At 72.0% G+C, this 24,967-nt stretch carries 19 protein-coding genes and 1 riboswitch; of the genes, 5 read left to right on the forward strand and 14 right to left on the reverse strand.

All coding sequences use genetic code 11. The features are described from left to right. Positions 1-198 precede the first annotated feature (198 nt). The 3 genes from ACZ31C_RS08140 to ACZ31C_RS08150 all read left to right on the forward strand — a co-directional run bounded on the left by ACZ31C_RS08140 (position 199) and on the right by ACZ31C_RS08150 (position 4,637). Entirely contained in the window at positions 199-981 is a 783-nt protein-coding gene (locus ACZ31C_RS08140; protein WP_465794677.1) for an ABC transporter ATP-binding protein, read from the forward strand. Between the two features lie 2 nt (positions 982-983). Next, the gene (locus ACZ31C_RS08145; RefSeq protein ID WP_465794678.1) at positions 984-1,934 is read left to right on the forward strand and encodes an LLM class F420-dependent oxidoreductase; all 951 of its coding nucleotides are present in this window, start codon (positions 984-986) and stop codon (positions 1,932-1,934) included. Positions 1,935-2,078: 144 nt separating this feature from the next. After that, complete coding sequence (locus ACZ31C_RS08150; protein ID WP_465794679.1) at positions 2,079-4,637, forward strand: hypothetical protein; 2,559 nt, start codon at positions 2,079-2,081, stop codon at positions 4,635-4,637. Positions 4,638-4,650: 13 nt separating this feature from the next. On the opposite strand, the gene thiC is transcribed toward ACZ31C_RS08150, so the two are convergent. The 7 genes from thiC to ACZ31C_RS08185 all read right to left on the reverse strand — a co-directional run bounded on the left by thiC (position 4,651) and on the right by ACZ31C_RS08185 (position 10,768). Next, complete coding sequence (gene thiC, locus ACZ31C_RS08155) at positions 4,651-6,243, reverse strand: phosphomethylpyrimidine synthase ThiC (RefSeq protein ID WP_465794680.1); 1,593 nt, start codon at positions 6,241-6,243, stop codon at positions 4,651-4,653. Between the two features lie 15 nt (positions 6,244-6,258). Then, positions 6,259-7,050, reverse strand: coding sequence for a bifunctional hydroxymethylpyrimidine kinase/phosphomethylpyrimidine kinase (thiD, locus tag ACZ31C_RS08160; RefSeq protein WP_465794681.1), 792 nt, complete (start codon positions 7,048-7,050; stop codon positions 6,259-6,261). Positions 7,051-7,241: 191 nt separating this feature from the next. After that, on the reverse strand, positions 7,242-7,877 hold the full coding sequence (locus tag ACZ31C_RS08165) for a thiamine phosphate synthase (RefSeq protein ID WP_465795011.1): 636 nt from the start codon (positions 7,875-7,877) through the stop codon (positions 7,242-7,244). 59 nt (positions 7,878-7,936) lie between these two features. Beyond that, positions 7,937-8,755, reverse strand: a complete 819-nt coding sequence (locus ACZ31C_RS08170; protein ID WP_465794682.1) for a thiazole synthase — start codon at positions 8,753-8,755, stop codon at positions 7,937-7,939. A 5-nt stretch (positions 8,756-8,760) separates the two neighbouring features. Then, a complete protein-coding gene (gene thiS, locus ACZ31C_RS08175) occupies positions 8,761-8,961 on the reverse strand; it encodes a sulfur carrier protein ThiS (RefSeq protein ID WP_396690286.1) in 201 nt (66 codons plus the stop codon). A 14-nt stretch (positions 8,962-8,975) separates the two neighbouring features. Beyond that, positions 8,976-10,148 (reverse strand): glycine oxidase ThiO, encoded by a 1,173-nt coding sequence (gene thiO / locus ACZ31C_RS08180; protein WP_465794683.1) that lies wholly within the window; start codon positions 10,146-10,148, stop codon positions 8,976-8,978. Next, on the reverse strand, positions 10,142-10,768 hold the full coding sequence (locus ACZ31C_RS08185) for a thiamine phosphate synthase (protein ID WP_465794684.1): 627 nt from the start codon (positions 10,766-10,768) through the stop codon (positions 10,142-10,144). Before ACZ31C_RS08185 ends, thiO begins: the two co-directional genes overlap by 7 nt. Continuing rightward, positions 10,763-10,872, reverse strand: a riboswitch (TPP riboswitch). Its footprint overlaps the gene before it by 6 nt. 391 nt (positions 10,873-11,263) lie before the next feature. Here ACZ31C_RS08185 and ACZ31C_RS08190 point away from each other — a divergent pair. Further along, a complete protein-coding gene (locus ACZ31C_RS08190; protein ID WP_465794685.1) occupies positions 11,264-17,041 on the forward strand; it encodes a ThuA domain-containing protein in 5,778 nt (1,925 codons plus the stop codon). A 61-nt stretch (positions 17,042-17,102) separates the two neighbouring features. On the opposite strand, the gene ACZ31C_RS08195 is transcribed toward ACZ31C_RS08190, so the two are convergent. The 3 genes from ACZ31C_RS08195 to ACZ31C_RS08205 are packed head-to-tail and all read right to left on the reverse strand — an operon-like array spanning position 17,103 to position 20,420. Further along, positions 17,103-18,053: an aldo/keto reductase gene (locus tag ACZ31C_RS08195; protein WP_465795012.1), complete on the reverse strand. Its 951-nt coding sequence runs from the start codon at positions 18,051-18,053 to the stop codon at positions 17,103-17,105. Between the two features lie 19 nt (positions 18,054-18,072). Then, positions 18,073-19,761: an ABC-F family ATP-binding cassette domain-containing protein gene (locus ACZ31C_RS08200; RefSeq protein WP_465794686.1), complete on the reverse strand. Its 1,689-nt coding sequence runs from the start codon at positions 19,759-19,761 to the stop codon at positions 18,073-18,075. A 56-nt stretch (positions 19,762-19,817) separates the two neighbouring features. Then, entirely contained in the window at positions 19,818-20,420 is a 603-nt protein-coding gene (locus ACZ31C_RS08205) for a class I SAM-dependent methyltransferase (RefSeq protein ID WP_465794687.1), read from the reverse strand. Positions 20,421-20,534: 114 nt separating this feature from the next. On the opposite strand from ACZ31C_RS08205, the gene ACZ31C_RS08210 reads away from it, so the two are divergent. Then, the gene (locus ACZ31C_RS08210; RefSeq protein WP_465794688.1) at positions 20,535-21,716 is read left to right on the forward strand and encodes a hypothetical protein; all 1,182 of its coding nucleotides are present in this window, start codon (positions 20,535-20,537) and stop codon (positions 21,714-21,716) included. 9 nt (positions 21,717-21,725) lie between these two features. Here the strand turns inward: ACZ31C_RS08210 and truA are convergent, their stop codons facing one another. The 4 genes from truA to rpsD all read right to left on the reverse strand — a co-directional run bounded on the left by truA (position 21,726) and on the right by rpsD (position 24,967). Beyond that, positions 21,726-22,556: a tRNA pseudouridine(38-40) synthase TruA gene (gene truA / locus ACZ31C_RS08215; RefSeq protein ID WP_465794689.1), complete on the reverse strand. Its 831-nt coding sequence runs from the start codon at positions 22,554-22,556 to the stop codon at positions 21,726-21,728. 68 nt (positions 22,557-22,624) lie between these two features. Continuing rightward, positions 22,625-23,185, reverse strand: a complete 561-nt coding sequence (rplQ, locus tag ACZ31C_RS08220; RefSeq protein ID WP_465794690.1) for a 50S ribosomal protein L17 — start codon at positions 23,183-23,185, stop codon at positions 22,625-22,627. A gap of 34 nt (positions 23,186-23,219) precedes the next feature. Beyond that, entirely contained in the window at positions 23,220-24,242 is a 1,023-nt protein-coding gene (locus ACZ31C_RS08225; RefSeq protein WP_074472529.1) for a DNA-directed RNA polymerase subunit alpha, read from the reverse strand. A gap of 98 nt (positions 24,243-24,340) precedes the next feature. Beyond that, positions 24,341-24,967 (reverse strand): 30S ribosomal protein S4, encoded by a 627-nt coding sequence (gene rpsD / locus ACZ31C_RS08230; protein WP_350692864.1) that lies wholly within the window; start codon positions 24,965-24,967, stop codon positions 24,341-24,343.

Genomic DNA, 24,967 nt, shown 5'->3' on the forward strand with positions numbered 1-24,967 from the left:
GCCTGGGACGGAAGCCGACACCGCGTATCGAGGGGACTCTTCGCGGGCACAGCGTACGAGAACCCCACCTTTGCGACGCCAGGCATACCGGGTTGCGGAACGGAAACAACTCACCTCCACCCCGGACGGTGAGATAACGGTGGAGACCGCTAACCTTTGCACCGAATCCTGACTACTCACTCAGGGAGGCCGCCGGAGATGATCCGCCTGTCCGAGGTGTCACGCACCTTCGACGGCCGTAGCGGCCGCGTAGAGGCGTTGCGCGGCATCAACCTCGACGTGGCCGACGGCGAGTTCGTCGCCGTACTCGGCCGCTCCGGCTGCGGCAAGTCGACCCTGCTCCGGCTGATCGCCGGACTGATCCCGGTCACCTCCGGCCAGGTCACCGTGGGTGGCGAGACGGTCACCCGACCGCGCCGGGACATCGCCATGCTGTTCCAGCGGCCGGCCCTACTGCCGTGGCGCACGGTGCTGGACAACGTCCTGCTGCCGGTGGAGATCTTCGGCTGGAAGCGCGCCGACTACCGGGAGCGCGCCCGGCAACTACTCGACGTGGCCGGGCTGGCCGGTTTCGAGAAGCGGCTGCCACACGAACTGTCCGGCGGCATGCAGCAGCGGGTGTCGCTGTGCCGGTCCCTGATCGGCGACCCCCGCGTGATGCTGATGGACGAGCCCTTCTCGGCCCTGGACGCGCTCACCCGGGAGGAACTGTCCGGGGAGTTGCAGCGGGTGCACATGCGCAACCGCGCCACGGTCGTCTTCGTCACCCACTCCATCGACGAGGCGGTGCTGCTGGCCGACCGGGTGGTCGTGCTCAGCCCGCGCCCCGGCCGGGTCCGCAAGATCGTCGACGTGACCATCCCCCGCCCCCGTACCCTCGGCCGAAACGCGCACCTGGCAGAAGTCGCCCAGGTCAGCGCCGACCTGCACGAGCTGCTCATGGAGCGGGACCACCCGGCGGCCGCCGGCTCGCCGAGGTAGCCGTGCGGGTCACCGTCTTCACCGAGCCGCATCGAGGCGCCAGCTACGACGACCAGCTCCGCTTCGCCCGACTCGCCGAGGACGGCGGCTTCGAGGGCTTCCTCCGCGCCGACCACTACCAGTCGATGAGCGACGGGCCCGCGCTGCCCGGCCCGACCGACGCCTGGCTGACGCTCGCTGCGCTCGCCCGGGAGACCCGCCGGATCCGACTCGGCACCCTGGTCACCTCCGCGACCTTCCGGCTGCCCGGCCCGCTCGCGGTGATGGCGGCCCAGGTCGACCAGATGAGCGGCGGCCGGGTCGAGCTGGGCATCGGCGCCGGCTGGTACGCCCGCGAGCACACCTCGTACGGCATCCCGTTCCCCGGCACCAGCGAACGCTTCGACCGACTCACCGAGCAGCTCGACGTACTCACCGGACTGTGGCGCACCCCGTCGGGCAGCACGTACAGCTACAGCGGCGACCACTACCAGTTGGTGGACGCCCCGGCGCTGCCCAAGCCGGTGCAGAGCCCGGGGCCGCCGATCATCATCGGCGGACGCGGTCCCAAGCGCACCCCGGACCTGGCGGCCCGCTTCGCCGACGAGTTCAACGTGCCCTTCACCGACGTCGCCCGGACCGCCGAGGCATACGAGCGGGTACGCGAGGCATGCGACCGGGTCGACCGCGCCGACACCGGACGGGCACCGCTGGTGCTCTCCGCCGGCATCGCGGTGGCGATCGGACGCACCGACGCCCAGGCCCGACGACGGGCGGCACCCCTGCACGTGACCAGCGCCCTCCCGCCCGAGGAGGCGGTGGTCGGCTCTCCGGAACAACTGGTCGACCGGATCGGCGAGTTCGCGGCCGTCGGGACCGCCCGCGTACACCTGCGGTTGGTCGACCTCGACGACCTGGACCACCTGGAGCTGATCGCGGCCGAGGTGCTGCCCCGACTGTCGGGGACCCGATGAGGCGGTGCACCTGCTGACCAGCGTCGGCGACACGACATACCCGGCTCACCTGGTCGAGCTCAAGTAGACCCGCCGGGCGCAGGTAGCAGCCGTCCCACGGCGCGCCGGTGGCGATCGGCCGCCACGGACCGTAACGTGCCGACCATGGCCCATCGGACCTTGAGCCGGCTACTGCTCACGGCGTTCGGCGTCAGCCTGCTGGCCGCCGCCGGTCAGCTGGGCGTCGCCTTCGGCTTCGGCATTCTTCGCCTCACCGGCGCCTTCACCGGCACCACAGTCAACCAGTGGCCGGCCCAACTCGTCTGGGCCGGGTGGTTCGCGGCGAACGCCGCCGTCGTCGGTGCCGTACTCACCGAACGTCTCGCCGAGCGCCACGGCGGGCTCACCGGTACGCATCGCCAACTGGCCGTGGCGTGCAGCGCCGCGCTCGGCGCCGTCGTGGTGGCACCGCTGTGCATGCGACCGGCCCGCGCTGTCGAACTCGTCTCGGTCGACCCGGTCTGGGCCGTCGCCATCTGCGCCGTCCTCGGTGCGGTGGTGGGCGCGGGCGCCGCGCTGGCCGCCCTGCTCCGGCGAGCCTTCGCCTGGAACATGGCCGGCATCGCCGGCACGGTCTGGCTGCTCGCGCTGCTGTCGGTCGCGCCGTCGCTCGCGGCGACCGGGCCACTGACCCCGGTACGCCTCGGCGTGCTGGAACCGAGCTGGCTCTCCACCGACGCGGCGCAGCGCCTGGCCCTGCTCCTCCTGCCGCTACTCAGCCTGCTGGCCGGTGCCGCGACCGGTGCCCTGGCCCGGTGGCGCGGCCAGCCGCCGCTGATCAGCGGACCGAGCGGGGTGGCCGGGCCGATCCTGGTGGCGTTCGCCTACCTGGCCGCCGGGCCCGGTGACGCGAGCGACCGGTACCAGCTCGCGCCCTACTACGGCGCCCTGATCGCGGTCGCGGTCGGTGCCCTCGGGTCGGCCGCCGCCGCGCTGCTCCCTCTCGCCGTCCTCGACCGCGACACCGCCGGGACCGCCATCGAACCGACCGCGATCCTCCAGCCCCTGCCGGCCTCCCCCACCCTGCCGACGCAGGCCGACCGCCCAGCCGGCACAGGTGCCGGCACGGAGGAAGCCGCCGGTGCCGTCGTGGTGGCCGACCCGCCCGGCGGTACGCACACCAGGCCCGACCTGCCCGTCACCGGCGACACGTCGCCACCCCACTGGCACTGGCCCGGTGAGCCGGCTCCCCCGGTGCCCGCCGCGCCGGGCAGCCTGCCGATCGCCCCGGCATCCGAGACCGCGCCGGGACCCGGACTTCCCCTCGCCATCGGCCCGACCATCGACGGTGACGTCGCACCGGCCGTCGACGGCACCGCTTCCCTCGCGGCATCCGAGGACTCGCCCACCGGCGCCCCGTCGACCATCGGCGCCCCGTCGACCACCGGCGTCAGCGGACCGGACGAGTCGGACATCGACGCCGGTCCCACCGCGGCCGAACCCGCCTCCGTCGAGACCGCGTCCGGCACCTCCCCCGCCGCTGACTCCGACTCCGCCACCAGCGCCGCAGACACCGCCGACCACGACGCGGCCACGCCCTCTGATCTCGACACGGCCACCACCGCCGGCCCCACCTCCTCCGTCGGACCCACCGCCGCCGGACCCACCACCGCCGGACCAATCGGTAGCGGGTCCAGCGTCGGCGGCCCCGACACTGTCCGCCCCGACGGTGTCCGCGCCGACACTGTCAGTTCCGCCGTCGTCGGGACGCCGGCCCTTGCGGTGCAGGCGACGGACCCGGCGGCGAGCGGTGCGACCGGACCCGACCCGGTAGGCGACGGCGGTGACCTCACCCCGGCTACGGGCACGATGGACCGGGCGCCCCGACGTACCCGCACACCGCGCCCCCTGGCCCAGGCACCGAACCGAGCCGTGCCCGCGACCCGGGACGGCGACCAGACCCGGTCGCCGAGCCCGTTCGACGCTCCGAGCCCGACCGAGCACACGGACCGGACCTCGGTACCCAGCCAGGCCGGTGGTACGGATGCCGCCGACGCCACGCCCGTACCCCCGGGAACCGATCCTGGTCCGACTGTCCACGCCGACGCGCCGGGCAGCGGCGGTCTACCGGGCAGCGCCGTGACACCGGCCGCCCGTCCGGTCGAAGGGCCGGAGAGCGCGCCCTGGCCCCGGCACCGCCTCCCGATGCCCGACCTGAACACGACGGAGACCTGGAACGCCTTCGCGCCGGCCCGCCGCCCCGACCCGGCGAACGAGGCCGCGTCACCGAGCGGGCCGGGCACCGCCGGACCGTCGGATGCGGATGGCGACACCGACCGGGTCGAGTCGAGCGCCGGCCCCGACCCGGCGACCGCCGCCCGGGACGTCTCGGCGGCCTTCGCCAGCTCGGCACCGGCTGTCTCCACCGACCCGGCGGCGGCCGCCCGCGACCTGACGGCCGCGTTCACCAAACCGCCGACCCCGCGCGCCGAGCCGGCCCCGCAGAAGCACGACCGTGAGAAGGGCCGGCGGGGCCTGTTCCGGCGCAGCCGGCCCCGCCCCGCAGAGACCGACCCCGCGGAGCAGGAGGAACCGCTGGCCGAGCAGGACGAGGAGTACGTGGACTGGGTGGCCGGACTCGGCCGCCCGTCGTCCGACGACGAGCCGCTCCCGAAAGAGACCCGCCGACGGCTGCGGCCGACCGGCCGGCACCATCGGGAGTAACCAGCCGCGACTGTCAGGCCAACGGCAGGTAGACCCGCCCGCCGGAGGCGAGGAACTCCTCGGACTTGTCCTGCATCCCCTGGGCGGCGTACTCCTTGAGGTCCTGACTGATCTTCATGGAGCAGAACTTCGGCCCGCACATCGAACAGAAGTGCGCGGTCTTCGCCGGCTCGGCGGGCAGCGTGGCGTCGTGGTACGACCGCGCCGTCTCCGGGTCCAGCGAGAGGTTGAACTGGTCCTCCCATCGGAACTCGAACCGCGCCTTGGAGAGCGCGTCGTCCCAGGCCTGCGCGCCCGGGTGCCCCTTGGCCAGGTCCGCCGCGTGCGCCGCGATCTTGTACGCGATGACCCCCGCCTTGACGTCGTCGCGATCCGGCAGCCCCAGGTGCTCCTTGGGCGTGACGTAGCAGAGCATCGCGGTGCCGAACATGCCGATCATCGCCGCGCCGATGGCCGAGGTGATGTGGTCGTACGCGGGCGCGATGTCGGTGGTCAGTGGACCGAGCGTGTAGAACGGCGCCTCGTGGCACCACTCCTGCTGTAGGTCCACGTTCTCCTTGATCTTGTGCATCGGCACGTGGCCCGGACCCTCGATCATCACCTGCACGTCGTACTCCCAGGCGATCCGGGTCAGCTCGCCCAACGTCCGCAGCTCGGCGAACTGGGCCTCGTCGTTGGCGTCCGCGATCGAACCGGGGCGCAGCCCGTCACCGAGCGAGAACGTCACGTCGTAGCGGGCCAGGATCTCGCACAGTTCCCGGAAGTTCGTGTAGAGGAAGTTCTCCTCGTGGTGCGCCAGGCACCAGGCCGCCATGATCGAACCGCCCCGCGACACGATGCCGGTCACCCGGTCGACCGCCAGCGGCACGTACGGCAGCAGCACCCCGGCGTGCACCGTCATGTAGTCCACGCCCTGCTCGGCCTGCTCGATCACGGTGTCCCGGAACACCTCCCAGGTCAGCTTCACCGGGTCGCCGCCGACCTTCTCCAACGCCTGGTAGATCGGCACCGTACCGATCGGCACCGGCGAGTTGCGCACGATCGACTCGCGGGTCTCGTGGATCCGCTTGCCGGTGGACAAGTCCATCACGGTGTCCGCGCCCCACCGGGTGGCCCAGGTCAGCTTCTCCACCTCCTCGGCCACCGAGGAGGTCACCGCCGAGGTGCCGATATTGGCGTTGACCTTGACCAGGAACGCCTTGCCGATGATCGCCGGCTCGCACTCCGGGTGGTTGATGTTCAGCGGCAGCACCGCCCGACCGGCCGCGATCTCGTCCCGGACGAAATCCGGCGTCATCCCCTCCCGGATCGCCACGAACTCCATCTCGGGCGTGACGATCCCGGCCCGCGCGTACGCGAGCTGCGTCGGCCGTTTGCCGTCCGCCCCGCCCAACGGGGTACCGGCACCGCGTACCGGGGCCACGTCGCCCCGCTCGGCGATCCACGGCCCCCGCAGCGGCGGCAGGCCGACCTCCGGGTCCGAACCCGGCCCGGCGGTGTCGTACAACCGGACCGGCGGGTTGTCCCCGGTCAGCTCGACCTCCGCGAACGGCACCCGGACGTCCGGTCGCGAACCCTCGACATAGACCTTGCGACGTGCCTGCATGACAGCCTCCCTCGCCTAAGCGGACCAGCCGAAGTGGTCCATCGGGCCGCGTCCCGCGCCCAACTCCCAGTCCCGCGCACCGGCCAGCGCGCGGGTCACGTACTCCTTGGCGGCGGCGACCGCCACCGGCACCGGATCGCCCAGTGCCAGCCGCACGGCGGTCGCCGCCGAGAACGAACAACCGGTGCCGTGGGTGTGCCGGGTCGGCACCCGGGGGGCCCGCAGCACCGTCGTGCCGTCCGGACCGTGCAGCACGTCCACCGCCTCGTCGCCGGTGTCCACGTCACCGCCGGTCACGATCACCCACTCGGCACCGCCCGCCGCCAGCGCCCGCGCCGCCGCCGTCATCTCCGCCACGCCGGTCACCGGCGCCCCGGTGAGGGCGGCGGCCTCCGCGCTGTTCGGCGTCGCCACCCGGGCGTACGGGAGCAGCCGCTCCACCGCCTCCACCACCCCGAGCCGGTGTCCACTGGTGGCCACCAGCACCGGATCGACCACGAGCTGCGGCAGTCGACCGGCCTCCGCCGCCTCGGCGATCGCACCCGCCACGGCCGGCGTACCGAGCATCCCGGTCTTGACCGCGCGCACCGTGAAGTCGGACAACACGCTGTCCAACTGGTCGCTGACCGTCTGCGGCGGCAACGGCAGCACCGCGTCCACGCCCCGGGTGTTCTGCGCGGTCACGGCGGTGAGCACACTCGTGCCGTACGCGCCGAGCGCGGCGAAGACCTTGAGGTCGGCCTGGATGCCGGCACCGGCACCGGAGTCCGAACCGGCGACGGTGAGGACGGTCGTTGGGGTTCTCACGTGTCTCCTCTTGGCTTGTTCTTGCTCTGGTTGCGGTTTGGGGCTGCGGCCGACCGTGCCCACTCCGGGCGGTCAGGCTTGATCCCTGCGTGGGCACGGTCGGCCGCAGCCCCGTCGGGGTCGTCGCCCGTCGAGACGGATCGGTGGCGGCTTCGGGTGTCCTGCCTTGGGAGAGGCTGGCGGGGTGGGGGTCATCGCTGGGCCGGGGTGGTGAGGGTGGTGGCGACCTGCCGGGGGTCTCGGGCGCGCATGATGGCGCCCTGTACGGCCACGCCGCTGGCACCGGCCTCCAGGCAGGCGCGGACCTGGGCGGGAGTCTCGATGCCGCCGAGAGCGATAACGGGCACCGGGCTGCGACTCGCCAGGGCGGCCAGACCGTCGGGGCCCAGCGGTGGGCCGTAGCCGGGTTTGCTACGGGTGGGGAAGACCGGTGACAGGGTCACGTAGTCCTCGGTGGTGAGTCGGTCCAGCTCCGCCTCGTCGTGGCAGGAGCGGCCGACCAGGTCGGCGACGGGTGGCGGGTACGGACCGGCGGCCGGAAGGTGGAGCGCGACGAATGCCCCGCCGAAGGTGCTGGGGATCCGTGGGGCGGGCTCGGTCTCGGGCAGGAGCGGGTCGGGGCCGGCGACGATCAGGGTGCCGCCCGCCTCGGCCAGGATCGGTCGCAGCTCGGCGGCGAGCACCAGGCGCTCGGCACGCGGCAGGTCCTTCTCGCGCAGCACCACGCACCGCACTCCCCCGGCGACCGCCTGCGCCACCACATCGCACAGGTCCCCCCGCACCGCCCGGCGATCCGTCAGCAGCACTACACCCGAGACCGGCTGGATCTTGGTGCGAAACGGCTTCTGGAGGGTCGGTTTCGCACCACGATCGGCGAGGTGGCGGGTCACAGGTCGGGTCGACCGTCGTCGGGGGTGGAGGCGAGCGCGTGGAAGCGACGCGGAATTCGTCCCGCGCCGTACGCGAGGCGGCCCGCCTCGATCGCGTACCGCATCGCGGTGGCCATCGCCACCGGGTCCGCGGCCCGGGTGACGGCGCTGGCCAGCAGGACCGCGTCGCAGCCCAGCTCCATGGCAAGGGCCGCGTCCGAGGCGGTGCCGATGCCCGCGTCCAGGATCACCGGGACCGTCACGTCCTGACGGATCAACCGGATGTGGTGCGGGTTGTTGACGCCCAGCCCGGAACCGATCGGCGCGCCGGCAGGCATCACCGCCGCGCAGCCCACGTCGGCCAGCCGCCGGGCCAGCACCGGATCGTCCGACGTGTACGGCAGCACGGTGAACCCGTCGTCGACCAGTTCCTCGGCGGCGCGCAGCAACTCCACCCCGTCGGGCAGCAGCGTGCGCTCGTCGCCGATCACCTCCAGTTTGACCCAGTCGGTGTCGAACGCGTCCCGGGCCAGCCGGGCCACCTTCACCGCCTCACCGGCGGTGTAGCAGCCGGCCGTGTTCGGCAGCAGACGTACGCCACAGCGGTCCAGCAGGTCGAGCAGGCCACCCGAGCCGACCGCCACGGTGTCCACCCGGCGCAACGCCAGCGTGACCAGCTCGGTGCCGGAGGCGCGGATGGCCTGCTCCAACACGTGCAGGTTGGCGGCTCCGCCGGTGCCGAGGACCAGCCGGGAACCGAACCGGACGCCGCCCAGCTCGAAGCCCTTCGTCCCGGAGTCCGTCTCGTACCCGTCGATCGACGGTGTGCGGTCCATCCCGCTCACCCGCCCTGGGCGGCGCTGAGCACCTCGACCCGGTCGCCGCCCCGCAGCACCGTCGCCGGCCAGTCGGTACGCGGCACCACCTCGCCGTTGACCGCCACCGCCACGCCGCGCTGCTGCGGGGTCACGTCCCGGACCAGCTCGGCGACCGTGACCTCGTCCGGCACGCTGCGCCCGACACCGTTCACCGTCAACTCCATCAGGACTCCTCCGTTCACTGCGTGGGTCGGGTGGCGTCGCCGGACGCGCCGAAGCCCTCGCCCGATCCGGCGGCGACGAAGCGTTCGGGGCGGAACGGGCTGCCGATCGCGTCGGGGGAACCACCGGTCACCAGGTCGGCGATCAGGTCGGCGGTCACCGGGGTGAGCACGATGCCGTGCCGGTGGTGACCGGTGGCGACCAGCACGTCCGGCCGGCCCGGCAACGGACCCAGGATCGGGGCGTTGTCCGGGGTGCCGGGGCGCAGCCCGGCGATCGCCTCCACCAGGTCGTACTCGGCCAGCTCCGGCAGCAGGTCGGTCGCGGCACGCAGCAGCCGCAGCACCGCACCGGCACCGACCGCCAGGTCGGAGCGCTCCTCGACGGTCGCCCCGACCACCACCTCGCCGTCGGCGCGGGGCACCAGATAGACGTGCTCGCCGTCGGCGTACCCCCGGATGACGTGCCGGAAGCCCGGCGGACCGCCGTCGGGCGCGCGCAGCCGCAGCACCTGGCCCTTCACCGGGCGGACCGGCAACCCGGTGAGCGCGGCCGAGCCGCAGCCGGCGGCGACCACCGTCACCCCGGCGCGGACGTCGGCCGGTGTCCGCACCGGCTCCGGGACCACCGTCGCACCGGCCCGCTCGGCGGCGAGTCGCAGCGCCGGCACCAGTCGGCGCGGGTCGACCTGGTGATCGGTGGCGGCGAGCGCCCCACCACGGACCCGGACGGCGAGCGCCGGCTCGCGGTCGCGCAGCTGCGAGGGTCGCAGCGGCGTCACCGGCAACCCCAGTCCCTGCTGGTACGCCCAGAGTCGACGCGCCTCGGCGAGGTCGTCTGCGGTCAGCCCGACCATCAGCGTGCCCTCGGTGCGGTAGCCGATGTCGACGCCGGTCGCCTCGGTCAGCTCGGCGGCGAACGCCGGCCAGCGGGCGGCCGACTCGGTGAGCAGGGCGGTCAGCTCGTGCTCGCCGAAGTACGCCTCGGCCACCGGCGCGAGCATCCCGGCGGCGACGTGCGAGGCGCCCGAGCCCGGCGCGGGATCGTGCACCACCACCCGCAATCCGCGCGCCGCACACCGCCAGGCGATCGCCAGCCCGATCGGTCCCCCACCGACCACCGCCACGTCCGGTGGAAGGAAGGGCCCCCTGTTAACGCCTCCGGTATAGGAAGGGCCCCCTGCTAACACGTCAACGCCCCGATCAGCTCGCCCGCGACGCGCGCGGGATCGACGGCGGTGGAGAGCGCACCGACCACCGCCACCCCGTACGCCCCGGCGGCGCGCAGCGCGGGCACGTCCGCCGCCGTCACCCCGCCGATGGCGTACACCGGCACGGTGACCGCCTCGGCCACGGCACGTACCCCGGAGACGCCGATCGCCGGCGGCAGCCCGTCCTTGGTGGTGGTGGCCCGGCACGGTCCGACGCCCAGGTAGCTCGCGCCGGCGCCGACCGCCTCGGCTGCCGAGGCCGGTTCGCGGGCGGTGGCGCCCAGCACGGCGGCCGGGCCGAGCACCTGCCGCGCCGCCGCGACCGGCAGGTCGTCCGCACCGACGTGGCCACCGGCCGCACCGGTGGCCAACGCCACGTGCAGCCGGTCGTTGACCAGGCAGTCGACCGCGTACGGCGCGCAGAGGGCGAGCACCCGTCGGGTCAGGTCGTACGCCTCGCGGTCGGTCGCGGAGTCCTCCACCCGGACCTGCACCAGCAATTCGGTACGCGCCACCGGGAGTACGGCCCGGAGCACGGCGAGCGGATCCCGCCCGGGCCGGGTGTCGGTGATCAGATGCAGTCGTCCCAGGGACGGCACGGCAACTCTCCTCCCTGCGCCGGCATTACCCGGATCAGGTTCGACGGTCGGGGGCTCACAGCCCCCCTCTCAGCCCGGTCGACCGGGCTCCCGTGGGTCACTTGCGTGGCCACCGTACGACAGATCCGCTGACCTGCCAAGGTGCGTCCCGCAGGGACGACGGCTCTGCCTCAGGTGTTAGCAGGGGTCCCTTCCTATACCGCAGGCGTTAGCAGGGGACCCCTCCTTTCATCGACGGAACGCGTGCTTCGTACATATAAACGGTAATTACAGCCCACCGATGCCGAAACGTTATCCATCGAGACCTTGCCATGGATCGATTCAGCGGAATTAATTTGTTCAGCGATTCGACATAATGCCGCAACGGAAGCCCTGGCACGGCCCTCCGGCTGCGGCTCCATCAGGGACGGTCTTCGGCGAGCCGGCCCCCGCGACCCCTGTCCGGCAAGGACCAAGGAGACCGGAGTGTTCCGACCACGCCGCATGCGCGTGCCCATGACCGCCACCCTTCTCACCCTCGGACTGGCCGCGACCACGCTCGCCGGCGCACCCGCCACCCAGGCCGCCCCCGCCCGGACCGTCCCGGTCGCCCAGGCACCGGCCCCGCAGGCCGACGCAGACCCGTTCTCGGTGCTGGTCTTCTCCAAGACCGCAGGCTTCCGGCACGGCTCGATCCCGGTCGGCATCGCCGCCATCCAGCAGCTCGGCGCGGAACACGGGTTCACCGTCGACGCCACCGAGGACAGCACTGCCTTCACCGACCAGAACCTCGCCGGATACCAGGCCGTGATCTGGCTCTCCACCACCGGTGACGTGCTCAACGCCGACCAGCAGGCGGCGTTCGAGCGCTACATCCGGGCCGGTGGCGGGTACGCCGGCATCCACGCCGCCTCCGACACCGAGTACGACTGGGAGTGGTACGGCGGTCTGGTCGGGGCGTACTTCAACAGCCACCCGGCCAACCAGCAGGCCACGGTCAAGGTGGAGGACCCGGCCCACCCGTCCACGGCGGATCTGCCGGATCGCTGGTCCCGGTTCGACGAGTGGTACAACTACCGCACCAACCCCCGCGGCAAGGTGCACGTGCTGGCCACGCTGGACGAGACCAGCTACTCCCCCGGCTCCGGCGCGATGGGTCACGACCACCCGATCGCCTGGTGCCAGGACTACGACGGCGGCCGGGCCTGGTACACCGGTGGCGGCCACACCAACGAGTCGTACGCGGAGCCGCAGTTCCTCGGCCACCTGCTCGGCGGCATCCGGACCGCGGCCGGGGCGCAGGACGCCGACTGTGGCGCCTCGTTGACCGCCAGCTTCGAGAAGGTGACGCTGGACAGCAACACCAGCAACCCGATGGAGCTGGACGTGGCCTCGGACGGCCGGGTCTTCTACATCGAGCGCGACGGCCGGGTGCAGATCGTCAAGCCGGACACCGGCAACACGGTCACCGCCATCGACCTCGACGTCTTCACCGGCAACGAGGATGGGTTGATCGGCATCCGCCTCGACCCGGACTTCGCCACCAACAACTGGGTCTACCTCTACTACGCGCCCAACGACGGGGTGGCGCGCAACGTGCTGTCCCGGTTCACGGTGAGCGGTGACGCGATCGACGCGGCCTCCGAGAAGGTCGTCCTTCAGGTCGACACCCAGCGCAACACCTGCTGCCACGCGGGCGGCACCATGACGTTCGACTCGGCCGGCAACCTCTATCTGGCCACCGGGGACAACACCAACCCGTTCCAGTCGGACGCGTACACGCCGATCGACGAGCGTCCGGGCCGTGCCGACTACGACGCGCAGCGCACCTCCGGCAACACCAACGACCTGCGCGGCAAGGTCCTGCGGATCCACCCGGAGGACGACGGGACGTACACCATCCCGGAGGGCAACCTGTTCCCGCCGGGCACCGAGAAGACCCGGCCGGAGATCTACGGCATGGGCTTCCGCAACCCGTTCCGGATCGGCATCGACCCGGCCACCGACACCCTCTACGTCGCCGACTACGGTCCGGACGCGGCTTCGGCCAACCCGAACCGTGGCCCGGCCGGTCTGGTCGAGTGGAACATCGTGGCCGAGGCCGGCAACTACGGCTGGCCGTACTGCCACGGCGGGAACCAGGCGTACAACGACTACCAGTTCCCGTCCGGCCCGAGCGGGCCGAAGTTCGACTGCGCCGCCGTGGTCAACAACTCGCCGAACAACACCGGCCTGACCAACCTGCCGCCGGCCATCGCGGCCACCGTCGACTACGGCTACGCGGGTGACCCCCGGTTCCCGGAGATCGGTGGCGGCGGCGCGCCGATGGGCGGCCCGGTCTACCGGTACGACGCCGACCTCGACTCGGACCGCAAGTGGCCGGCGTACTACGACGGCAAGGCGCTGCTCGGCGAGTGGAACCAGTCCAAGATGTACACGATGCAGGTCAGCGCCGACGGGCGGGAACTGGTCGACATCAACCAGTTGCTCACCGGGATGACCTTCATCCGGCCGATGGACTTCGAGTTCGGCCCCGACGGCGCGATGTACCTGATCGAGTGGGGCAGCGGCTTCGGCGGCAACAACGACAACTCCGGCGTCTACCGGATCGACTACATCGCCGGTGACCGGGCCCCGATCGCAGTGGCCTCCGCCGAACCGACCTCCGGCCCGGCGCCGCTGACGGTCGAGTTCTCCAGTGCCGGGTCACGTGACCCGGACGGCGGCGTGCTGACGTACTCCTGGGCGTTCGGCGACGGCGGCACCTCCACCGAGGCGAACCCCACCCACACGTACGCCGAGGCCGGCAACTACACCGCCCAGCTCACCGTGACCAATCCCAACGGCCGTACGGCGGTGGCGAACGTCCCGGTGACCGTGGGCAACACCGCGCCGACGGTGGAGATCGAGTTCCCGCCCAACGGTGGCTTCTTCAACTGGGGCGACCAGGTCAAGTACTCGATCACCGTGACCGACCCGGAGGACGGCGAGATCGACTGCGCCGACGTCCAGCTCCAGGTGCTGCTCGGGCACGACGAGCACGCGCACCCGCTGGAACAGCACACCGGGTGCAGCGGCACGGTGCAGACCCAGCTCGCCGCCGGGCACGGCGCCGAGGCGGACGTCTTCACCGTCCTGGAGGCGACCTACACCGACAAGGGTGGCTCCGGCGGCGCCAGTCCGCTGACCGGCCGGATCATCGAGATCCTCCAGCCGAAGCGCAAGCAGGCCGAGTACTTCAGCGACACCGGCCGCACCGCGGACGGCACCGGCGGCGGTGAGCCCGGCGTGCAGCGGGAGACCACCGGCGACACCGCGGGCGGCGGCGAGAACATCAGTTTCATCGAGGACGGTGACTGGTGGTCGGTGGACCCGGCCGACCTGACCGAGATCGACGAGATCCGGTTCCGCGCCTCCTCGGGCGTGGAGGGCGGTGTGATCGAGGTCCGGGCCGGCGCGGTCGACGGACCGGTGGTCGCCACGGCCACCGTTCCGGGCACCGGTGACTGGCAGACGTACACCGACGTCACCGCAGAGGTCACCGGGCCGGCGAGTGGATCGCTGTTCTTCGTGGCCCGGCACCCGAGCGGCGGCTCCGGCTCGCTGTTCAACGTCAACTGGGCGGACTTCGTCGGCAAGGGCGTCACCGACAACGCCCCGCCGACGGTCACCGCCACCGCCACGCCGGGCACCGGCACCGCGCCGGTCACCATCGCGTTCGGCGGCACGGCCGTGGACCCGGAGGGCGACACCCCGCTGACGTACGAGTGGGACTTCGGTGACGGTGGCACCGCCGACACGCTCCAGGCCGAGCACACGTACGAGCGGCCCGGCAACTTCACCGCCACCCTGACGGTGACGGACAGCCGGGGCGCGTTCTCGTACGCCACCGTGCCGGTCCGGGTCGACGCGCCGAACACCTCCTGCGTCGGCACGCGCTCGGACGACTTCGGCGGCACCACCCTGGACCGGGAGCGCTGGACCAGCGTGGTGCGGGAGAACCAACTCCTGTCCGTCAGCGACGGCGCGCTGCGCCTGCCCACCTCGGCCGGTGACCTGTACGGCAGCCGCAACGACGCCACCAACCTGGTGCTCCAGCCGGCGCCCTCGGGTGCCTGGTCGGCGACCACCAAGGTGACCCTGCCGGTCACGGCCGACTACCAGCAGGCCGGTCTGCTGGTCTACGGCGACGACGACAACTACGCCAAGCTGGACCTGCTCTACAACGGCAGCCGGCGGGTGGAGTTCATCCGGGAGACCGCGGGTACGCCTCGCAACGAGGGTGCCGACAGCACGGCGGCTCCGGACGGTGACACCGTCCACCTGAGGATCAGCAGCGACGGCACCAGCCTGACCGCCGCGCTCTCGTCCGACGGGCTGACCTTCACCCCGGTCGGTCGGGCGGCGGCGCTGGAGGGCATCGAGAACCCCCGGATCGGTCTGTTCGCCCTCAACGGCGGCACCACCGCGCCAGTGGTGGACGCCGCGTTCGACTGGTTCCAGGTGACGCCGGACGAGCCGGCCGGACCGGTCGACCCGTCCGACGAGTTCACCGGCGCGGCGCTGGACAAGTGCCGGTGGAACGCGATCCTCCGGGAGGACGCCACCGCCTACCTGGTGGCCGACGGGACGTTGCGCATCGACGTGCCCAACGGTGACATCTACGGCACCGACAACACCGGGCCGACGAACTTCATCCTGCAGAACGCGCCGGACGGCGACTGGACGCTGGAGACGAAGGTCGACGGCAGCCTGCTGGACGAGCAGTACCAGCAGGGCGGGTTGATCGTGTACGGCGACGACGACAACTACGTCAAGTTCGACTTCGTCGTCGACAACCAGGCCGGCTCGCCGGTGTCGCGACGGATCGAGCTCCGTAGCGAGATCGACGGGGCGATCCAGAACCCGCAGCCCGGCGCGGAGGGCCTGACCGAGTCGGTGTGGCACCTGCGGCTGGCCCGCACCGGTGACACCTTCACCGCGTCGTACTCGGCGGACGGCAGCACCTGGACGACGCTGACCGAGCTGACCAACGCGGCGGTCGGGCCGACCCCGAAGGTGGGCCTGTTCGCCCTCGGCGGCAACCAGACCGCCTCGAAGCAGGTGTCGTTCGACTACTTCCGGCTGAGCACCGGCACGGTCGACGACACCGCACCGGTGACCACCGCCGAGGTCGCCGGCACGCCGGTTGAGGGCTGGTACACCGGCCCGACGACGGTCACGCTGACCGCCACCGACGAGGGCGGCAGCGGGGTGGCCCGCACCGAGTACCAGCTCGACGACGCCGACACCTGGACCGCCTACACGGCTCCGGTGGCGGTCTCCGGGGACGGCGAGCACGAGCTGCGGTTCCGCTCGGTCGACGAGGCCGGCAACGTGGAGGAGACCAAGACGGTCGACGTCCGCATCGACACCACCGCGCCGGTCAGCACCGCGGCGTTCGCCCCGGCGAACGACGCGGGCTGGCACGACGGCACGATCCCGGTGGTGCTCTCCTCGACCGACGCCGGTTCCGGGGTCAGGTCGCTGGAGTGGTCGCTGGACGGCGGTGACTGGACGCCGTACACCGAGCCGGTGGAGATCAGCGGCGACGGGGCCCACGAGCTGCTCTACCGGGCCACCGACACCGTGGGCAACGCCGAGACGCTCAAGTCGGCGGTGGTCCGGATCGACGGCACCAAGCCGACGCTGCTGGTCTCCGGCATCGCCGACGGCCAGCTCTACGGCGACAGCCAGGACGTTCGAGTGTCCTGGCAGGCGGTGGACCCCACCTCGGGGATCGCCACCGTGGTCGGCCGGCTCGACGACCGCCCGTACGTCAGCGGCACCCTTCAGGCGATGTACGAGCTGCCGCTGGGGCTGCACGAGCTGACCGTGACCGCGACCGACAAGGCGGGCAACGCCACCACCACGACGGTCCGGTTCTTCGTCACCACCTCGTTCCGGGACATGCAGAACCTGCTGGACCGGTTCAAGGCGACGGGTCGACTCTCCGCTCGGGCGCACACCCAGTTGTCGAACCGGCTCTCCAACGCCCGTACGGCGGAGGCCGCCGGTAACGACCAGCGGGCGATCAACCAGCTCACCGCGTTCCGGGGGCTGGCCGCCGACGCCTCTCTGGTCGGTGAGGCGGAGATCCGGGACGTGCTGGTCCGGGACACCGATGCCATGATCGTCCGGCTCGGCGGCACGGCCAGCAAGGCGGGCGTACGCGCCAACGACGGCGAGTCCGTCGCCGGCACCGGACGGCTGGGTGGCGATCCCACCCGGCTCGCGCCTGGCCGGAAGTTGTAAGCGAGTTCCCGGGGCCCCGTCCGGCTGTCCGCCGGGCGGGGCCCTTCGCGTGCGCTGTCCCCTACCGGTCGAGCACCGCGCGCAGCGCCTTGAGGTCCGCCTCACCCGGCTGCCAGGTGCCCGCCTCGGCGTTGGCGCGCACCTGGTCGGGCGTGGTGGCTCCGGCGATGACCGAGGTCACCGCCGGCTGGGCGGCCAGTCCGCCGATCGCCACGTGCAGCATCGAGACCCCCCGCTCGGCGGCGTACGCCTCGATGCCCTCGATGGTGTCCCAGTCGGCAGCGGCCAGCCGCTGGGCGTACCGGCCGCCACCGGCGAGGCGGCTGCCGGCCGGCGGCGCCTCGCCACGCTTGTACTTGCCGGTGAGCAGTCCGTTGGCCAGCGGGAAGAACGGCAGCATGCCGAGGCCGAACCGCTCGCAGGCGGGCAGCACCTCGATCTCGGCGTCCCGGTTGAGCAGGCTGTAGTGGTTCTGGGCGCTGACGAAGCGGGCGGCCCCCCGGGTCTTCGCCGTCCAGTCGGCGTCCGCGATCTGCCAGCCGGCGAAGTTGGAGTTGCCCAGGTACCGCACCTTGCCGGCCCGGACCAGGTCGTCCAGGGCGGCGAGCGTCTCCTCGATCGGGGTGCCCGGGTCGGGCTCGTGGAACTGATACAGGTCGATGTAGTCGGTGTCCAGGCGACGCAGGGACGCCTCCACCGCCCGGATGACGTAACGCCGCGAGCCGCGCACGCCGAAGTCCCGCCCGTTGTCACCCCCCATCGACATGCCGAACTTGGTCCCGATCACCACGTCGTCGCGACGGCCCTTGAGGGCCGCGCCGAGCTGAGCCTCCGACGCGCCGTGCGGCTCGCCGTAGATGTCGGCGGTGTCGAAGAAGTTGATCCCGACGTCGAGGGCGGCGTCGACCACCGCGCGGGTGCCGTCCAGATCGAGTTTGCGGCCGAAGTTGTTGCAGCCGATCCCCACGACGGACACCACGAGCCCGGAGTCGCCCAACCGGCGATAGGTCATCTCAGTCACGAGATCAACCCTATGTCGATCGCCCGACCTCCCACACCGGCTCCGGCGTCTCCACCACCTCACCGTCACCTCTGAACAGCAGAAAGCGGTCGAAGGTCCGGGTGAACCAGCGGTCGTGGGTGACCGCCAGCACGGTGCCGGAGAACGCGGCCAACCCGGCCTCCAACGCCTCGGCCGAGGCCAGGTCGAGGTTGTCCGTCGGCTCGTCGAGCAACAGCAGGGTCGCCCCGGACAACTCCAGCAGCAGCACCAGGAAACGGGCCTGCTGGCCGCCGGAGAGTGTGCCGAAGCGCTGGTCGCCCTGCCCGGCCAACTCGTACCGGCTGAGCGCGGCCATGGCCGCGTGCCGGTCCATGCCGGCGCGGTGGTCGTCGCCCCGCCACAGGATCTCGGCCAGTGTCTTCGCCATCAGCTCCGGCCGGTCGTGGGTCTGCGAGAAGTGCCCGGGACGAACCCGCGCACCGAGCCGGGCCGTCCCGTCGTGCGCCACCGGCGCGAGCGCCGCCGCCCCGTCGACCGGGCCGTTGGCCGGATCCGGGTCAGTGCCGCCTCGGGCCAGCAGGCGCAGGAAGTGGGACTTGCCGGTGCCGTTGGCGCCCAGCACCGCCACCCGGTCGCCATACCAGACCTCCAGGTCGAACGGGTAGGTCAGACCGTCGATCTCGAGCTGTTCGCAGACCAGGGCCCGCTTGCCGGTCCGGCCGCCGGCCAGCCGCATCCGGATGTCCTGGTCCTTCGGTGGTACGGGCGGCGGCCCGGCCTCCTCGAACTTGCGCAACCGGGTCTGCGCCGACTGGTACCGGGAGGCCATGTCCGAGTTGTACGCCGCCTTCTGCTTGTACATCAGCATCTGCTCGCGCAGCTTGTGGTGCTCCTCGTCCCACCGTTTGCGCAGCTCGTCGAGGCGGGCATGGCGGGCCACCCGAGCCTCGTGCCAACTGGCGAAGCCGCCCGGGTGCACCCAGGCGCTGCCGCCCTCCACCGCGACCACCCGGTCGGCGGTGTGCGCCAGCAGCTCTCGGTCGTGCGAGACATAGAGCACCGACTTGGCGGACTCCCGCAGCCGCGCCTCCAGCCAACGCTTGCCGGGCACGTCGAGGAAGTTGTCCGGCTCGTCGAGCAGCAGCACCTCCTCCGGGCCGCGCAGCAGCAGTTCGAGCGCGAACCGCTTCTGCTGTCCACCGGAGAGGGTGCGGACCGGACGCTGCCGGGCGGTGTCCCACGGCAGGTCGAGCACGATGGTGGCGACGGTGTCGAACAGCACCTCGGCGTCGTACCCGCCGGTCTCGCCCCAGGCGGCCAGCGCGTCCGCGTACGCGAGCTGGGCCTTGCCCGCGGTGGTGCTGTACTTGCCGCGCAGCTCGGCCGCGCGCATGGCCGCCTCGGTCTCGGCCAACCGGCGGCCCGCGTCCCGAAGCGGCGGCGGAGCCAGCGACAGGGCCAGGTCGGCCAGCGTCGACTCGTCGCCGATCATGCCGATGAACTGGCTCATCACGCCCAGGCCCCCGGCCCGCGCGATGGTGCCCGTGCGGACCGGCAGGTCACCGGCGACCATCCGCAGCAGGGTGGTCTTGCCGGCGCCGTTCGGCCCGACCAGTGCCACCTTGGCGCCCTCACCGACCCGGAACGACACGTCGGTGAAGAGTTCCCGCCCGTCCGGTAGTACGTGTCCGACCGCTGCCACGTCGACGTATCCCACGCCGGCATCCTGCCGGAGCCGGGCCGGGTGGCCAACCGATTAGTCGCGCCGAACGGTCAGCGGGTGATGCGGAGCACCCGGAAGCCCTTCTGGCTGGCGTGCCGCTCGACCTGCCAGCCTTGATCGACCAGCCAGCGGTGCAGCGAGTCGCCGCCGAGGTGGCGGGCCACCACCAGCCAGGCCACCCCGCCCGGGGCCAGTCGCGGCAGCCAGCGGCCGAGTAGCTGGTGCAGGTCCTCCTTGCCGATCCGGATCGGCGGGTTGGACCAGATCTGCGCGAATTCGAGGTCCGCCGGCACGTCCTCGGGAGCGGCCACCCGTACCCGGTCCGCGACGCCGAGCCGTTGCGCGTTCCCGGCGGTCAGCTCCCGGGCCCGCTCGTTGACGTCCACCGCCCAGACGGTCGCCTCGGGCGTCACGCTGGCCAGGACGCAGGCGATCGGCCCGAACCCGGAGCCGAGGTCGAGCAGCGGACCGTCGGCCGACGTCGGCAGCTCGGCCTTGCGCAGCAGCACGGCGGTGCCGGGGTCCAGCCGGGTGGCCGAGAACACCCCGCCCGCCGACGCCAGGGCGTAGTCGCGGCCGGCGACGCTGAACTGCACCTCGCGCGCCTGGGCGGGCGTACTCGGTTCGGCGGTGAAGTAGTGGTCCCCGGTCACGCCAGCCATTCTCGCACCGAGCCGGTACCGACCGGACCGACGGGAGTGGTCCGTACCGTCGGCACATCCGGCAAAATGCCTACTAATGGGGTAAAAATCCTTACTCTGGTCACCATGTATCGGTACGACTCCGATGAGGACGCATACCTCCAGTACGGCGACGACGATGCCGAGTCGGTCCCGGCCGGCGACGCCCGCCGTCCGGGTGGTCCCTCCCCGTCGCGCTTCCCCACACCGTCGCTGACGCGCCCCAACCAGCTCCTACTGCCCTCGGCGGCAGCGGCCCCCGACGCGGAACCCCCGCCTCCGCCCGAGCTGGCCACACCGCCCGAGCTGGCCACGTCGCCGGAGCCGATCGGCCCGCAGGCGCCCCACCTGCCGGAGCCCGACCCGGCCCTGCCCTCCGGGGTGTACGCGTCGAGCACCGCCGCACCGGCCTCGACGTCTCTCACCGGGTACGAGCAGACCTCCGCCGCACCACCGTCCACACCGGTGAGTGCGCCGCCGCCCCGCGTCGGCGGCAACCGCACCTGGCAGGTGCTGATCGGCGGTGCCGCCGCACTCGTGCTGCTCGGGCTCTGCGGCCTCACCGCCGGCGCCCTGATGGACGGTGGACAGTTCATCGGCCAGCAGGCGGCACCCACCGCCGAGCCGCAGGACACCCAGGGCAGCGAGCCCGCCGCCAGCGACCTGGACTCGCGGGACACCGACTCCGCGCCGCTGTCCGCCCGCGAGGTCTTCCCGGCCAGCACCCTGACGATCGACGGCAGCGACGCCGGCTACGAGGTCCTGCGGACCCAGTCCAGCGCGAGCTGCGCGGTCGCGGCCACCGGCGAGGTCGCCGAGTCCCTGACCCTGCTCGGTTGCAACCAGGTGGTCCGGGCCACGCTGCGCACGCCCGACGGCGAGCACCTGGTCACGGCCGGGTTGTTCAACCTGACCGACCGGTCCAGTGCGGAACGGGCCCGGGACCGCATCCGGCAGGCGCTCGACGCACGGCAGGGCCGGTTCCGGGGCATGTCGGCCGGCGACGGGACCGACGTCATCACCTCCGCACCCGCCCGCGTCGGCTGGCAGGTACGCGGCCACTACCTCGGCTACGCGGTGGTGGCCCGCACGGACGGCGCGGCGGTCCGTTCCGGCGACACCACGGTCCGCGAGATCCTCTTCGACATGCTGGAGATGCACCTCAGCCGTGACGTGCTGGAGCGGCGGGCAGCCGGTGGAACGGCCACCCAGCCGAACCCGACGCCCACCGACGACACCGGCGACCAGGGCCCCGACAACGGAAACTGAGGAGGCGGCTCAGGTCGCGGCCGGCACCCGCAGCTGTCGGGTGGCCTCGGCCCGGCGGGCGTACTCGGCAGGATCGTCGGGATAGCCGACCGCCACCAGGGTCAGCCCGTGCGCCGGTGCCACCGTCACCTCGCTGGACCGCTCCCGCCGCGTGAGCAGGCCGGCCGGCCACTCGACCGGCCGGCGCCCGTCCCCGGCGACCAGCATCGCGCCGACCAGGCTGCGCACCATCGCCTGGCAGAACGCGTCGGCCTGCACGGTGGCGACCAGGACGCCGTCGGCCTCGCGCCGCCAGTCCAGTCGGGTCACCTCCCGCAGCGTGGTGGCGTTCTCCTTGCGCCGGCAGTACGCGGCGAAGTCGTGCTCCCCCACCAACCCGGCCGCCGCGGCGGCGAGCCGGTCGACGTCGAGCGCACGCGGCCAGGCCAGGATCTCGTGCCGGCGCAGTGGCTCGACGCCCCAGGGCGCGTCGGTCACCCGGTACTCGTAGCGCCGGAAGGTCGCCGAGAAGCGGGCGTCGAAGCTGTCCGGCACCACACTCATCGCGCGTACCCGTACGTCGCCCGGCAGCAGCCGGGCCAGCCGACGCAGCAGGCGGCCATCGTGCGCCCGCCACACCTCGCCGGGCACGTCGACGTGGCAGACCTGCCCGGTGGCGTGCACCCCGGCGTCGGTGCGCCCGGCCACCGTCAGCCCGGCCGCGACACCGGCCCCGAGCACCAGGTCCAGCGCCTGCACCAGCACACCGGCGACGGTGCGCCGCTCCGGCTGGGCGGCCCACCCCGAGAAGCCGGTCCCGTCGTACGCGACGTCCAGCCGCAGCCGGGTGCGCTCCTCCACGTCGTACCTCCTCGACGAGTCGGGCCCGGCACCCCCGTGGGGGATGCCGGGCCCGACGACGGCCTGACTCAGGCCTTGCCTTCCTCGGTGGCCAGGTCGCTGTCCTCGCGGGCAGCGGCGGTGTCACCGGACGCCGACACCGGCGGCTCGGCGTCCTGGTCGTCCGACCGGTTCGCCGGGGCCTCGTCGGTCGGGGCCAGCGCCTCGACCTTGTCCTGCTGCGCGGCCTTGCGGGCGGCGGTCTTCTGGTTCACCTTCGGCTCGGTGACCTGAAGCTCCTCGACCAGCTCGATGATCGCCATCGGCGCGGCGTCACCCTTGCGCGGACCGGTCTTCACGATCCGGGTGTAGCCGCCGGGCCGGTTGGTGTACCGCGGCGCGATCTGGTCGAACAGGGCGTAGACCACGTCCTTGTCCTTGACCACGGTCAGCACCCGCCGACGCGACGCGAGGTCGCCCCGCTTGGCCTTGGTGATGAGCTGCTCGGCGAGCGGACGCAGCCGCCGGGCCTTGGTCTCGGTGGTCTTGATCTTGCCGTGCTGGAACAGCGCAGTGGCCAGGTTGGCCAGCATCAGCCGCTCGTGCGCGGGGCTGCCGCCGAGGCGGGGGCCCTTGGTGGGCGTGGGCATGCTTGGTGCTCCTCAGGTGTGGCGGCAGCGCGGACTAGAGCTGCTCGGTCTCGCGGTAGTCGTCGGTGTCGTAGTCGGCCTCGCCGAAGGTGTCCACGACATGCGCCGGGTCGAAGTTCGGAGCCGAGTCCTTCAGCCCCAGACCCATTCCGGCGAGCTTCATCTTGACCTCGTCGATCGACTTCTGGCCGAAGTTGCGGATGTCGAGGAGGTCGGCCTCGGTACGCCCGATGAGCTCACCAACGGAGTTGATGCCCTCGCGCTTGAGGCAGTTGTAGGAGCGGACGGTCAGGTCCAGCTCCTCGATCGGCAGGGCCAGGTCCGCCGCCAGCTGCGCGTCCTGCGGCGACGGGCCGATGTCGATGCCCTCCGCCGTCTCGTCCAGCTCCCGGGCCAGCCCGAACAGCTCCACCAGCGTCGAACCGGCCGAGGCCAGTGCGGTACGCGGGCCCATCGACGGCTTGGTCTCGACGTCGATGATCAGCCGGTCGAAGTCGGTCCGCTGCTCGACACGGGTCGCCTCGACGCGGTACGTCACCTTGAGCACCGGCGAGTAGATCGAGTCGACCGGGATCCGGCCGATCTCGGCACCCGCCTGCTTGTTCTGCGCCGCCGTGACGTAGCCCCGACCCCGCTCGACGGTCAGCTCCATGTCGAGCCGGCCCTTGCCGTTGAGGGTGGCGAGCTTCAGGTCCGGGTTGTGCACCGAGACACCGGCCGGGGGCTGGATGTCACCGGCGGTCACGTCGCCCGGGCCCTGCTTGCGCAGGTACATGCTGACCGGCTCGTCGTGCTCGGAGCTGACGCAGAGCTCCTTGATGTTCATGACGAGCTCGACCACGTCCTCCTTGACACCGGGGATCGTGGTGAACTCGTGCAGCACACCATCGATCTTGATCGAGGTGACCGCAGCACCCGGGATGGACGACAGCAGCGTACGCCGCAGCGAGTTGCCCAGGGTGTAGCCGAAGCCCGGCTCCAGCGGCTCGATGGTGAACCGGGACCGGGTCTCGTTGATCGACTCTTCGGAGAGAGACGGTCGCTGGCTGATGAGCATGTTTTCTCTTCTCTTCCGGGACGCCCGCTATATGACGTCCACGACACAACGTGTTCCGGTGGCCCGCCCGTCGCCGGGCGGGCCACCGCAACGAGCCCTTACTTGGAGTAGAGCTCGACGATCAGCTGCTCCTGGACCTGGGTGTCGATCACCTGGCGGGCCGGGAGCGAGTGCACGAGCACCTTCATCTGGCTGGGGATGGCCTCGAGCCACGCCGGGACCGTCTTGGAGCCGGCCTCGGCCTGCGCCACGATGAACGGGGTGAGCTCCTTGCTCTTCACCCGAACCTCGATGATGTCGTGCTCCTTGACGCGGTACGACGGGATGTCGACCTTCTTGCCGTTCACCGTGAAGTGACCGTGCTTGACCAACTGACGGGCCATGTCCCGGGACTTGGCGTAGCCGGCCCGGTAGACCACGTTGTCCAGCCGCGACTCGAGGATCTGCAGGAGGACCTCACCGGTCTTGGCCTGCTTGGCCACGGCCTCCTCGTAGTAACCGCGGAACTGCTTCTCCAGCACGCCGTAGACCCGGCGAGCCTTCTGCTTCTCACGGAGCTGGAGCAGGTACTCCGTCTCCTTGGTGCGGCCGCGGCCGTGCTGCCCGGGCGGGAACGGCCGGGACTCGAACGGGCACTTCGGACCATCGCACTTGCTGCCCTTGAGGAACAGCTTCATCTTCTCCCGCCGGCAACGGCGGCAGTCAGCACCGGTGTAACGAGCCAT

The sequence above is a fragment of the Micromonospora sp. NPDC023869 genome (assembly GCF_055559695.1).